Annotated in this window: 8 protein-coding genes; 5 read left to right on the plus strand and 3 right to left on the minus strand. The window is 74.8% G+C overall.

Annotation, left to right across the window (positions count from 1 at the left end):
• The 3 genes from efeB to ACXJKG_RS02055 form a co-directional block, all read left to right on the plus strand.
• Window positions 1-1,302 (plus strand): iron uptake transporter deferrochelatase/peroxidase subunit (gene efeB, locus ACXJKG_RS02045; protein WP_456844090.1); only part of this gene is annotated, 1,302 nt, incomplete at its 5' end.
• Window positions 1,303-1,324: 22 nt separating this feature from the next.
• The gene (locus ACXJKG_RS02050; RefSeq protein ID WP_456844091.1) at window positions 1,325-3,277 is read left to right on the plus strand and encodes an endonuclease/exonuclease/phosphatase family protein; all 1,953 of its coding nucleotides are present in this window, start codon (window positions 1,325-1,327) and stop codon (window positions 3,275-3,277) included.
• Window positions 3,278-3,317: 40 nt separating this feature from the next.
• Window positions 3,318-5,669 carry a TIM-barrel domain-containing protein gene (locus tag ACXJKG_RS02055; RefSeq protein ID WP_456844092.1) on the plus strand — a complete coding sequence of 784 codons (2,352 nt, stop codon included), beginning with the start codon at window positions 3,318-3,320 and terminating at the stop codon, window positions 5,667-5,669.
• A gap of 16 nt (window positions 5,670-5,685) precedes the next feature.
• Here ACXJKG_RS02055 and ACXJKG_RS02060 read toward each other — a convergent pair whose 3' ends face one another.
• Complete coding sequence (locus ACXJKG_RS02060) at window positions 5,686-6,705, minus strand: S66 family peptidase (protein ID WP_456844093.1); 1,020 nt, start codon at window positions 6,703-6,705, stop codon at window positions 5,686-5,688.
• 6 nt (window positions 6,706-6,711) lie between these two features.
• A complete protein-coding gene (locus ACXJKG_RS02065) occupies window positions 6,712-8,163 on the minus strand; it encodes an NAD(P)H-quinone dehydrogenase (RefSeq protein ID WP_456844094.1) in 1,452 nt (483 codons plus the stop codon).
• A 64-nt stretch (window positions 8,164-8,227) separates the two neighbouring features.
• On the opposite strand from ACXJKG_RS02065, the gene ACXJKG_RS02070 reads away from it, so the two are divergent.
• Together ACXJKG_RS02070 and ACXJKG_RS02075 are read left to right on the plus strand one after the other, a co-directional pair.
• Window positions 8,228-9,067 carry a purine-nucleoside phosphorylase gene (locus ACXJKG_RS02070; RefSeq protein WP_456844095.1) on the plus strand — a complete coding sequence of 280 codons (840 nt, stop codon included), beginning with the start codon at window positions 8,228-8,230 and terminating at the stop codon, window positions 9,065-9,067.
• 37 nt (window positions 9,068-9,104) lie between these two features.
• Entirely contained in the window at window positions 9,105-10,949 is a 1,845-nt protein-coding gene (locus ACXJKG_RS02075) for a phospho-sugar mutase (protein ID WP_456844096.1), read from the plus strand.
• Here ACXJKG_RS02075 and ACXJKG_RS02080 read toward each other — a convergent pair.
• Window positions 10,946-13,261 (minus strand): DUF6055 domain-containing protein, encoded by a 2,316-nt coding sequence (locus ACXJKG_RS02080; protein ID WP_456844097.1) that lies wholly within the window; start codon window positions 13,259-13,261, stop codon window positions 10,946-10,948. The two genes, ACXJKG_RS02075 and ACXJKG_RS02080, sit on opposite strands and share 4 nt — an antisense overlap.
• Between the last annotated feature and the right edge of the window lie 259 nt (window positions 13,262-13,520).

The raw sequence follows: 13,520 nt of genomic DNA on the forward strand, positions 1-13,520 counted from the left end.
GGGCTCGCCGCCGTCGGTGTCGCCGCCGGCTTCGGCGTCGGCCGTGCCACCGCGCCCGCGCCGGCCCCCGCCGCGACGGCCGCCGGCACGTACCCGTTCACCGGCGTGCACCAGGCCGGCATCGTCACCCCGGCGCAGGACCGGCTCTACCTCGCCGCGTTCGACCTGACCACGACCTCGCGCGACGAGCTGGTGGAGCTGCTGCGTCGCTGGACGACCGTCGCCGCGCGCCTGACCCAGGGGCTCGGGGCGGGCCCGTACGGTCCCGCGTCCGGGCCGTACGACGCGCCGCCCGACGACACCGGCGAGGCCGCGGACCTGAGCCCAGCCGGGCTGACGATCACGTTCGGCTTCGGCCGGTCCATGTTCGTCGGCACCCCGGCGCCCGACGGCACGCCCGGCGAGGACCGCTTCGGCCTGGCCGACCGGCTGCCCGGCGGCCTGGTCGACCTCCCGCACTTCGCGGCGGACGACCTCGACCCGGCCCGCAGCGACGGCGACCTCGTCGTGCAGGCGTGCGCCGACGACCCGCAGATCGCCGTGCACGCCATCCGGAACCTGTCCCGGGCCGCGTTCGGCTCCGCGACCATCCGGTGGACCCAGCTGGGGTACGGCCGCACGTCGTCGACGAGCACCGCGCAGCGCACGCCGCGCAACCTGTTCGGGTTCAAGGACGGCACGGCCAACGTCAAGGCCGAGGAGACCGCGGCACTCGAGGAGCACGTCTGGGTGCCGGCGGACGCCGCGACGGCCGACGAGACCGACTCCGCATGGCTCACGGGCGGCTCGTACCTCGTGGCGCGCCGGATCCGCATGCGCATCGAGACGTGGGACCGCACGTCGCTGGGCGAGCAGGAGGCGCTCGTCGGGCGGACCAAGGGCGTGGGCGCTCCCCTGTCCGGCGGGACCGAGTTCACCGAGCCGGACTTCACCACCGAGGGCAAGGACGGCGCCCCGCTCATCGCGGTCGACTCGCACGTCCGCCTCGCGCACCCCGAGTTCAACAAGGGCGTCCGGCTGCTGCGCCGCGGCTACAACTTCACGGACGGCAACGACGCGCTCGGCCGGCTCGACGCCGGGCTCTTCTTCCTCGCGTTCGTCCGCGACCCCCGCACGCACTTCATCCCGATGCAGACGTCGCTGTCCAGCAACGACGCCCTCATGGAGTACCTCACGCACACGGGTTCCGGCCTGTTCGCGGTGCCGCCGGGGGTGCCGGACGGGTCCCTGGTCACCGGGCCGGACGGCACGCCCGTGACGTCGGACGACAGCCCGTTCGTCGGGCAGCAGCTGTTCGCCTGACCGCAGGGGTAATCTCGCGCGCGTGACGACGACGCCCGACGAGACCCCCGCCCGGACGCCGCCCGACGCCGGGACCCCCACCCGCGTGTGGCTGGTCGCGCTGCTCACGGTGATGTGCCTGGAGATGGTGCGAGCCAGCGGTCCCCTGCTGGACCGCGCCTTCGCGGCGGGCACGGTGAACGCCGCGGTCACCGCGCTGGGCACGTACGCGGGCGCGGGCCTCGTGGCGGCGGTGGTCCTGGTGCTGGTCGGACGCTCGTCGGGCACCCCCGACGCCCGCACGCTGCTGATCGGCGCATCCCTGCTGGCCGTGCTGCGCGTGGTGGTCCAGGCGCTGGACGGGTTCGCGCTGGACGTGGTCGGGCTGGTCACCGTCGCCGTGTCGGTGGGCGTGCTGACCCTCGCGGTCGCCTTCGTCGCCGGCCGGCCCGCGGGCGGCCGGCAGGCCGYGACCGGGCTCGTGCTCGGCTGCGGGCTGTCCGTCGGCCTGCAGCTGGTGCTCGGCACGTGGGACGCGCTCTGGCGCGACAGCTGGACCGGCTGGGGCGTCGCCGGCCTGCTCGCCGTCGCCGTCGTCGTCACCGCCCGCGGGCTGGTCGCGTTCACCACCCCCGAGTCGGAGGCCACGGGCCGCCCGCGCCGGCTCTGGGCGCTCGGGCTGTTCCTGGCGCTGGCCGCGATGATCGTCGCCAACCCCGCGTTCGTCGCGTCGCAGTCCGGGGTCGCGCTCGGGTGGGCCGGGCTCGCGGTGGTCGTCGCGAACGCGCTGGGCGCGTGGAGCCTGCTGCGGCCCAACCCGTGGTCGGCGGGCGTGCGCGTCGGGGCCGCGGTGCTGCTCGTGGTCGGCGTCGCCTGCGCGCTGTGGCTCACCGGGATCGGCGCGCTCGTCGCCGTGGTCGTGCTCGAGCTGTCCGTCGGGATCGTGCTGTCGGCCGCCCTGAGCGCCCACCGTCCAGCTCCCCGCGGGATCCCGCGAACCGGCGCCGCGACGCTCGTCGTCGGCCTCGGCACCATCGGGCCGCTGCTGCTCTACATGCTCGACTACGACGTCCCGCTGCCGGTCGACAACGTCTGGGTCGTGGTGCTCGCCGCGCTCGGGCTCGCGCTCTCGGGGCTGCGGCGGCGCACGCCCGGGGCCGACCCGGCGCTGACCAGCCCCGACCGGCTGCCCGCCCGCCTGAGCTCCGTGCGCCTGCTGATCCTGCCGGCGATCGTGCTGGCGCTCCTCGGCCTGATCCCGTCGACCACGAGCACCACCGGCTCCGCCGTCCCTGCTCAGGCGGCCGGCGACGACCTCACGCTGGTGGACTGGAACCTGCACTACGGCGTCTCGCCGAGCACCGCCGTGGACCTGGAGGGCGTCGCCACGACCATCGAGTCGCAGCACCCCGACGTGGTCACGCTGCAGGAGGTCGAGCGCGGCTGGATCTTCGGCGGCGGCGCCGACATGGCCACGTGGCTGGCGCACCGGCTCGGCATGACCATCCACTTCGCGCCGGCGGCCGACCACCAGTTCGGCAACGCGGTGCTCGCGCGGTCGGCGCTGACCGACGCCGTCGTCCAGCGGCTGCCCTACGGCGCCGGGCCGCAGAGCCGCTCGGCGCTGTCCACCACGCTGACCACCGCCTCCGGCGCCGAGGTGCGGGTCACCTCGATCCACCTGCAGCACCGCGAGTCGAACACGCCCACCCGGCTGGAGCAGCTCCACGCGTTCACCGCCGTGCCCGTGACCCCGCCCGCCGTCCTGGCCGGGGACCTCAACGCCGAGCCGGGGTCGCCCGAGATCCAGCTGCTGGAGTCCGCCGGCTGGGTCCCGGCGGAGTCGTCGCTGCTCACCTCGCCGTCGCTCGATCCCACGGCCAAGATCGACTGGGTCCTCGGGCAGGGCGTGACGTTCGGTCACGTGGACGCGCTGGACGACGCCGGTCAGTCGGACCACGTCCCGCTCGTCGCGCACTTCTCGGTCGCCGGCTGATCAGGTTGTCGCCCGGACGGTCCCGGGGGACGCTCGATCCATGACGCCCCGGCCGCCCCTGCCCTCCCGCCCGGTCGCCGACCCTGGAGCGGTCGTCGTCGGACCCCACTACCGGATCACGGTGCTCACCGACGGGCTGGTGCGGCTGGAGCACTCCCCCGACGGGATCTTCGAGGACCGGGCGTCGACGTTCGCGCTGAACCGGTCGCTGCCGGTGCCGTCGTTCCGGGTGCGGGAGTCGGAGTCCCACGTCGAGGTGCTCACCGACCGGTTCCACCTCGTCTACGACCGCGGGCCGTTCAGCACCAGCGGGCTGAGCGTCTCGGTGCTCGGCGGGATCAGCTCGTACCACTCGGTGTGGCGGTTCGGCTCCGACGAACCCGGTCTCGGCGGGACCGCGCGCACCCTCGACCTGGCCGACGGCGCGATCCCGCTGGAGCCCGGCGTCGTGTCCCGGCAGGGCTTCGCGGTGCTCGACGACTCCCGCTCGATGGTGTTCGACGACGACGGCTGGGTGTCCCCCCGCGACGGCTCGCGGACCGACCTCTACGTGTTCGCGTACGGCCTGGACCACCGCGAGGCGCTCCAGGCGTTCTATGCCGTCTCCGGGCCGACGCCCCTGCTGCCCCGGTTCGCGCTGGGCAACTGGTGGAGCCGGTTCCACCGGTACACCGCCGACAGCTACTCGGCCCTGCTCGACCGCTTCGACGCCGAGGGCATCCCGTTCTCCGTCGCGGTCATCGACATGGACTGGCACGTCACCGACGTCGATCCCGCGCTGGGCAGCGGCTGGACCGGCTACACCTGGAACCGGTCGCTGTTCCCCGACCCGGCGAAGTTCCTGGCGTCGCTGCACGAGCGCGGCCTGCGCGTGACCCTCAACGTGCACCCGGCCGACGGCGTCCGCACGCACGAGGACGCGTACCCCGCCATGGCCGCCGCGCTCGGGGTCACGGACGGCGACCCGATCGCGTTCGACGTCACCGACAGGGCGTTCCTCGACGCCTACTTCGACGTGCTGCACCGCGGCCTCGAGGACGACGGGGTCGACTTCTGGTGGCTCGACTGGCAGTCCGGGCCGCACTCCCGCGTCGCCGGCATCGACCCCCTGTGGATGCTCAACCACTTCCACTTCCTCGACAGCGCCCGCGACGGCCGCCCGCCCCTGACGTTCTCGCGCTACGCCGGTCCCGGCAGCCACCGCTATCCCGTCGGGTTCAGCGGGGACACCGCCATCTCGTGGGCATCGCTGGCGTTCCAGCCGTACTTCACGGCGACGGCGTCGAACATCGGCTACGGCTGGTGGAGCCACGACATCGGCGGCCACATGTTCGGCGGCAAGGACGACGAGCTGGCCACCCGCTGGCTCCAGCTCGGCGTCTTCTCGCCGATCCTGCGGCTGCACTCGGGCGCCAACCCGTTCACGGCGAAGGAGCCGTGGACCTTCTCGCGCGAGGCCCAGGAGGTGATGACCGGGCACCTGCGACTGCGCCACCGGCTCGTGCCGTACCTGCACACCATGAACCACCGGGCTGCTGGTGATGGACGCCCCCTGGTCGAGCCGCTGTACCACCGGTGGCCGTCGGTTCCCGAGGCCTACGACCAGCCGAACCAGTTCCTGTTCGGCACCTCCCTGCTGGTCGCACCCCTGACCACCCCGGCCGACACCCGCACGCGCCTGGCCTCGGTCCGGGCCTGGCTCCCCGCCGGCCCGTGGGTCGACGTCTTCACCGGCCTGGTCTACGACGGCGGCCGCGAGCTGCTGCTGCACCGCGACCTGTCGACGATCCCCGTGCTCGCGCCCGCCGGTGCCCTGGTCCCGCTGGACGGTGCCGCCGTCCCCGGCAACGACCCCGTCAACCCGTCGTCGCTCGAGGTGCTGGTGGTCGTCGGCGCCGACGGGTCCTTCACGCTGGTGGAGGACGACTCGTCGGGCGTCGCCTCGACGCCTCTGGGCTTCGCGCAGGCCACCGGCACGTTCTCGGCGGGTCCGGCCACCGGCTCGCGCGACTGCCTGCCCCCGACGCGCACGTGGACCGTGACGTTCCTGGCGTACGACGGCTCCCCGACCGCCTCCGTCGACGGCGTCGCCGCGGACGGTTCCCTGCGCCGCACCGACGACCGGGTCTCGCTCACCGTCGAGGACGTCCCCGTCGGCGCGACGCTCACGGTCACCGTCGGCGACGACCCGCAGCTCGCGCCGAACGACGTGCCCGCCCGCCTGTTCGCGCTGCTGGACCGGGCGCAGATCAGCTACGACCTGAAGACCCGCGTGCAGTCGATCGCGACGGCCGACGCCCCGCTCTCGGTCCGCGTCAGCCATCTGCAGGCCCTGGAGCTGGACGCCCCGCTCTCGGCCGCGGTCAACGAGCTGCTCCTGGCCCGCCCCTGACCCGCCGGACCAGCGGTCAGACGAGGTGCTGCACCAGCGTGCCGACGCCGTCCTCCAGCGTGACCTCCGCCAGAGCCCCGTTGACCAGCGCGAGCTGGGGCGGGACGTGCCCGATGTCGAGGTCGTACAGCACCGGGAGGCCGAGCGGACCGAGGGCGTCCCGCACGGCGTCGAGCTGGGAGAACCCCGGCGACCCAGGCGCCGAGGTGCGGCCGACCAGCACCGCGTTCGCCCGGTCGAACCACCCCGCGAGGCGCAGGTGGTGGAGCATGCGGCCGGCGCTGAAGGCGTCGACCTCCGCGACCTCGACGTAGACCAGGAGCCCCTCGGGTGCGAGCCGGTCCGCGAACCCCGCGACGTCGCCGTACGGCGTGCCCGGCAGCATCGAGATCGTCTCCAGGCAGCCGCCGATCAGCCGGCCCCGCAGCGTCCCGCCGTCGTCGCCGGCCAGTCGTCGCCAGCGCGCGGGACGCGTCAGCACCTGCAGGGTCGCGTCCGGCTCCGCCCGGAAGTCAGGCCACGACTCCTGGGCCAGGCCCGCGGCGCCCTGCACGACCGTGGCACCGGAGGCCGCCGACGCGAGGTCGAGCCAGTGCCGCAGCGGGTCGGGCACGACGAACGGCGTGTCCATCAGCGCGGGCCCGTGCAGGGTCGCCGTGCCGGTCACGAGCGTGATCGGCAGCAGCAGCGTGCTCGTGTCCGAGTAGCCGACGAACCACGTCGCGGCGGCCTGGGCGATCGCCTCGAAGTCCAGCAGGGGCAGAAGGTCGATCGCGAGCTCACCGCCCCACGGCGGCACGATCGCGCGGACCMGTGGATCGGTGAGCATCGCCATGAGCTCCGCGGCCCGCTCGGCGGCCGGCGCGCTCGTCGGGCCGGCACCGTCCATGCACCGCCCGACCTCGACCTCGAACCCCCGCCGCCGAAGGTCCGCGACACAGAAGTCGAGGCGCGGGCGCAGGTCGTCGGGCACGCCCGCCGACGGGGACGTGACGCCGATGACGTCGCCGCGCACCAGCGGCGCCGGGTAGCGCACGGGGGGTCAGTCCTCCGAACGGTGGTGCAGGATGCGGGCCACCTCGGCGATCGTGCCGGACATCGACGGGTACACGGTCGCGGTCTCGGCCAGCTGGTCGGTGGTCAGTCGGTGCGTCACCGCCAGGGTCAGCGGGTAGATCGACTCGCTGGCGCGGGGGCCGACGACGACCGCGCCGAGCACGGTGCCGGTGGCCGAGTGGGCGAAGATCTTGATGAACCCGTCGCGGACGCCCAGCATCTTGGCGCGGGGGTTGCGGGCCAGGGGCAGCATGCTGACCGAGTACTTCACGCTCTGCGCCTGCAGCTGGGCCTCCGACGACCCGACCGTCGCGATCTCGGGCGACGTGAAGATGTTCGCGGAGACGCCGCGGAGCGTCAGCGGCTTCACGGCGTCGCCGAGCGCGTGCGCCATCGCGAGCCGGCCCTGCATCGCGGCGACGGACGCCAGCGGGAGCACCCCGGTCACGTCACCGGCCGCGTAGACGCCACGGACGTTGGTGCGCGACACCTTGTCCACCTCGATGTGCCCGGACGCGGTCAGCCGGACGCCGGCCTCCTCGAGGCCGAGTCCCGCCGTGGTGGGGATGGAGCCGACGGCGAAGAGCACGTGCGACCCCTCGATGACGCGGCCGTCGGACAGGGTCACCTCGACGCCGTCGGCGGTGCGCTTGGCGCCCGCCGCCCGCGACTGGGACATCACCGTCATGCCGCGGGTCTTGAACACGTCCTCGAGCAGCTGGGCGGCGTCCGCGTCCTCGCCGGGCAGCACGCGCTCGCGGCTGGACACGAGCACCACGTCGGCTCCCAGCGACGTGTAGGCGCCGGCGAACTCGGCACCCGTGACGCCCGAGCCGACGACGATGAGCCGCTTGGGCAGCGCGTTGAGGTCGTACAGCTGGGTCCACGTGAGGATCCGCTCCCCGTCGGGCCGCGCCTCGGGCAGCGCACGCGGGGTCGCGCCGGTGGCGACGAGCACGACGTCGGCGTCGAGCGTGAGGTCCTCGACGCCCTGGGGGGTGGTCACGACGACGCGGGACGGCCCGTCGAGGTGGCCGTGCCCGAGGATGATCTTCACGCCCTCGCGCTCGAGGCGGGACCGGATGTCCGCGGACTGCGCGGCCGCGAGCGCCTTGACGCGCGTGTTGACGGCGGCGAGGTCGATGCGGTGCCGCAGGTCGTCGAGGGTGCCGCCGACCGCGCTGGACAGCGCCGTGCCGTCGAGGCGGATGCCCAGCTCGGGCGCGCGGTCCGCGATGGTCATCCACTCGGCGGTGGCGATGAGCGTCTTGGACGGGACCACGTCGGTCAGCACCGCGGCGCCACCCATGCCGGCGGCCTCGACCACGGTGACGTCGGCGCCGAGGCGACGGCCGACGAGGGCCGCCTCGTAGCCGCCGGGGCCACCGCCGACGATGACGACGCGGGGGGCGGGCGATGACGGCGCGGGGGTGCTCACGGAGACCCATTCTGCCGGTCCGGCCGCGCACGGCCAGGCGGATCGACCGCGTTAACCTCGGACCATGAGCGACGTCACACCCCTCCCCGACCTCGACGACCCCGCCACCGACCCGTTCGAGGTCGCCCGCGCCGCCGCCGCGTACATCGCGCAGGCGACCGGCGTCGAGCGCCACGACGTGCTCCTCGTGCTCGGCTCGGGCTGGGGCGGCGCGGCGGACCTGCTGGGCGAGACGGTCGCGGAGGTGCCCAGCCACGAGATCCCCGGCTTCTCGGCCCCGGCGGTCGCCGGCCACGGCGCGACCACCCGGTCCATCCGGATCGAGGGCACCGACCGGCACGCGCTCGTCCTGGGCTCGCGCACCCACCTGTACGAGGGCCGCGGCGTGCGGCGCGTCGTGCACGGCGTCCGGACGGCGGCCGCGGCGGGCGCGTCGACGGTCGTCCTCACGAACGGCTGCGGCGGCCTCAACCCGGCGTGGAAGCCCGGCACGCCGGTGCTCATCAGCGACCACCTCAACCTCACCGCCACGTCACCGCTCGAGGGAGCGACGTTCGTGGACCTCACGGACCTGTACTCGCCGCGCCTGCGCGCGCTGGCCCGCGAGGTCGACCCGACGCTCGACGAGGGCGTCTACGTGCAGTTCCCCGGGCCGCACTACGAGACGCCGGCCGAGGTGCAGATGGCCGGGATCCTCGGCGGTCACCTGGTCGGCATGTCGACCACGCTCGAGGCGATCGCGGCGCGGCACGCGGGGCTCGAGATCCTGGGCATCTCGCTGATGACCAACCTCGGCGCCGGCATCAGCGCCGAGCCCCTGTCGCACGCGGAGGTGCTCGAGGCGGGCCGAGCCGCCGGTCCCCGCATCAGCGCCCTCCTGGCGCAGATCGTCCGCAGGCTCTAGGGGAGCGCGCGCCGGTCGTCCTGAGTACGTTGGGCCCATGACCGGCGACGATGCGTGGGCAGGCCTCGAGGCGCGGGTGCAGACGTGGATCGACGACGATCCCGACCCTCAGACGGCCGACGAGCTCCGCAGGCTGCTCGACCTGGCGCGTGCGGAACCTCCGACGATCGCGCCCGGCCACGAGCCCGACCCCACGGAGCGCCAGGAGCTCGACGCCCGCACGGAGGCCCGCGCCGAGCTGGCGGACCGGTTCTCGGGCCTGCTGCAGTTCGGCACCGCGGGCCTGCGTGGGCGGCTCGGCGGCGGTCCGCACCGGATGAACCGCGCGGTCGTCATCCGCGCCGCCTCCGGGCTGGCCGACTACCTGCTCGGTGAGCTCGACGGCGTGCACCCCGCCCCGCGCGTGGTGATCGGGTACGACGCCCGGCACAAGTCGGTCGACTTCGCACGCGACTCGGCGGCGGTCCTGACGGCCGTCGGCATCGAGGTGCTGGTCCTGCCGTCCGCGCTCCCCACGCCGGTGCTGGCCTTCGCGGTCCGGCACCTGGGTGCCGACGCCGGGATCATGGTCACCGCGTCGCACAACCCGCCGCAGGACAACGGCTACAAGGTCTACCTGGGCGGACGGGTGGTCACGGACTCCGGCCAGGGCGCGCAGATCGTGCCCCCCGCGGACGCCGCGATCGCCGCCGAGATCGCGCACGTCCCCTCGGTCGCGTCGGTGCCGCGCGCGGCGAGCGGCTGGACGGTCCTCGGGCCGGAGGTGCTCGACGCGTACGTGCGCTCGGTCGTCGCGCTGGCGCCCACCGACGACGCGACCCGCGCGGCCGCCAAGCGCCTGCGCATCGTCCTGACCCCGCTGCACGGCGTCGGCGGCGAGGTGGCCCAGCGGGTGCTTGCCGAGGCCGGGTTCACCGACGTGCTGGTGGTGCCGGAGCAGGCGGAGCCGGACGGCGACTTCCCCAGCATCGCGTTCCCCAACCCGGAGGAGCCGGGTGCGATCGACCTGGCCCTCGGCCTGGCCAGCGACGAGGGTGCCGACCTGGTGATCGCCCTCGACCCGGACGCGGACCGCTGCGGCGTGGGCGCCCAGGACCTGCGCCACCGGTCGTTCCGCGGCCCGGACACCGCCGAGGCCGAGGGCTGGCGCATCCTGCACGGCGACGAGACCGGGTCGCTGCTCGGCGCCACCCTGGCGGCCGGCGGCGGGAACCCGAACGGGTCGTACTTCGCCAGCTCGATCGTCTCGTCGCGCCTGCTCGGCAAGATCGCCGGCGCGGCGGGCTACGGGTACGCGCAGACGCTCACGGGGTTCAAGTGGATCTCGCGCGTCGATGGCCTGGTGTTCGGGTACGAGGAGGCGCTGGGCTACTGCGTCGACCCGGCGAACGTGCGCGACAAGGACGGCATCTCGGCGGCGCTGCTCGTCGCGGGGCTGGCCGCCCGGCTCAAGGCCGAGGGTCGCACGGTCGTCGACGCGCTCGACGATCTCGCCCGCGCGCACGGCCTGCACCTGACGGACCAGGTCTCGGCCCGGTTCGTCGACCTCGCGCAGATCGGGCAGACGGTGCACCGCGTCCGCAGCCGACCGCCGTCGACGCTCGGCGGGTCGCGCGTGATCGAGGTCGTCGACCTGGCGGCGGGCACCGACGACGACCGCGACGGCCTGCCCCCCACCGAGGGCCTGCGGCTGCTCACCGCCGACGGCACCCGGGTCATCGTGCGACCGAGCGGCACCGAGCCCAAGGTCAAGTGCTACCTCGAGGTCGTCCTGCCCGTGGAGCCCTCGGCGGACCACAGGTCCGTCGGGCGCGCGCGCGAGAAGGCCCGGGAGCGCCTGGACTCGGTCGCGGCGGACGTGCGGACGGCCCTGGGGATCTAGCGCGTCCGGGTGCAGGTGACCTGCGGCACCAGCAGCCCGGCGTCCCCGGGAGCGGTGCCCTGGAACCCGAACGTCGCCTGGGTGCCGTCGCGCAGGCTGCCGTTGTAGCTCATGTTCTCGGCGGTCGCGAGCGAGCCGCTGGTGCCCAGGCGCGCGTTCCACACGGCGGTGATCTGCTCCCCCGCGGGCAGCGCCCACGTCACGGCCCAGCCCTCCACGCCGGTGCTCCCGGCGGTGACGACGACCTGGCCCTGGAACCAGTTCTGCCCGTCGGACGACCAGTGGTTGGTGACCGTGTAGACGGCGGTGCACGGGCTGGCCGGCATCGGCTCCGGCGGCACCACCCCGCCCTCGGTGGGGCTCGGGGCCGCGGTGGTCGGCKTCGGGGCCGGCTGCTGCACCGGTKGGGGCTTCGTCGGCGTCGGGGCCGGGCTCTCGGACGGCGTCGTCGGCTCGGGCGTGGGGCTCGGGCTCGGGGTCGCGGCCTCGCTCAGCGCGAGGTCGTCGGCCGTGAAGGGCGTGACCGGCGCGTTGACGTCCGGCGAGGCCGGGGCGCCGTCACAGGTGCGGGCCGGGTCGAAGGTGCCGTACGCCCCGGAGCTGCAGGTGAAGCCCACCACGGCGTCGCCGGCGACGACCACGGTGCCGCCCAGCCGTGCCGTCGACCGGACGACCGCCACGTCGCGCACGACCGCGTCGCCCTCGACCACGGCCCCGGCCTCGACCCAGGCCCGGCCCTCGATCCGGGCGTCGCCGAGCACCTGCGCGTCGCCGCGGACCACGGCGTCCGGGCCGACGAAGGCGGTCGGGTCCACCGTCGCGGAGTCGTCCACCCAGCCGCCCCCGTTGGCGTGCCGGTGGCCGCCCGGGGTGGCGGGCTCGGCCGCGTCGTCGGCGACGGTCGCACCGGAGACGCGGAACTCGTACGGGTATCGGGCGACGTCGCCGTACCCGTCGGACGAGGCGTGCGCGTGGTCGGCCGTCGGGGTGCCCACGACGACGAGGTACACCTCCCGCTCGCCCGTGCGCAGGGTGAGCTGCACCTCCTGGTCGAGGCTCTCCGTCACGGGGCTGTAGCGAGGGGACCCGTCGCGGACCGCGACGAACCCGAAGCTCAGGCCGGCGTCGGCGGCGTCGCCGTGACCCCGCAGGCGCAGGTGGATGTCGCGCACGCCGGCGTCGGGCTCCAGCCGCACGATGGTGAAGCCGTAGTCGGACGGCGCGAACGAGTCGAGCACGCGGTAGTGACCCGGATCGCCCTCGACCGCATCGGCGGGCGTGGTCCGGTCCGCCAGCAGCACGGGGTCCATCTCCGCGACGGCGGCGGCGATCGCGCTGCGGTCGGCGAAGTCCCACGTGACCGTCCGCAGGGCGTACTCGGCCACCCGCCGGTTCAGGTCCGCCTGGCTGATCCCGGTCAGCCGCATGTAGGCCGCGAGCGGGTCCTCCCCGGCCTGGGCCTCGCGCCAGAGCCGACCGAGGATCTGCTCGCCGTCCCGCTCCGTCAGGTACTGCAGCAGGAGCCAGCTGCTGTCGCCCAGCCGCGCGCTCGACCAGTGCAGCTGCGGGCTGCGCACCAGGTCCGCGGTGCTCCCGATGCCGCCGGGCGCGGCGACGGTGGCGAGGTAGGCGGCGCTGGCGGACCCGAACGTCGCCGGGTCGGCGGCGAAGCCGTGACCAGGCGAGTCGAGGGCCGCGAAGCCCTGCACCACCTCGGCGAAGCCCCGGGCGAGCTCCCAGGACGGGTCGAACTCCGACCCGCCGACCGGGGCCGCGCCAGAGGTCGAGACGGTCGCGGACTCGTGCCCGCGGGCGGTCAGCGCCGAGACGTCCACGCGCAGCAGCCCGACGCCGTCGGTCACGCTCCCGGTCGCGCCGCGCTCGTCCTGCGACAGCCCGCCCACCTGCGGGGTGACCGCGCCGCTCGTCGGCGATCCGGGGCCGTCCGACCACGTCCGGTCGACCACGACGACGACCTTGTGGTGCGCGATCGCCCCGTCCGCGGCCACCACGCCCAGGTCGTGCACGTCGAGGTCGTACAGGGCGTCGAGCTGGGCCACCGCGCGTTCCGCGTCGAACCGGAGCTCGGCCGGCGCCGTCGCCGGGTCGGCGCCCGCCCGGTCGCCCCACGCCAGCACGACGTCGCGCCCCTCGCGGACGTGCGCGCGCTTCCAGGACTCGCTCCAGGCGGCGGGCACGACGACGGTCTTGTCGTCGCGGACGTGCCGCACCACGGCGGTGAGCCCGAGCCCGGCGACGAGGACGGCCGCGAGCACGGCGGCGACCGTCGCGCCGCGTCCCCACCGACCCATGCCCTGCTGTCCCCTCGATCGCCCGTGCGGTGGCGCGCACGCCGGGCGAGAGCCTCGATCGGTGCGACCGGACCGCGTGCGGGAGACGTGCCGGGACCCGGTCGCCACCCTGCGCCACGGCCACMGGCGGCGGGACCCGCGCACGGCTGCCCCACTGTCGCCGACGCCTCCGGACGAGTCAATCGCGGGCACAACCACCGAACGGGTGATTCTGACCGGTCCCGCGGCCGCGTGCTCAGATGAGCAGCGAATGCTGCAG

Source organism: Cellulomonas sp. P5_C6 (genome assembly GCF_054049635.1).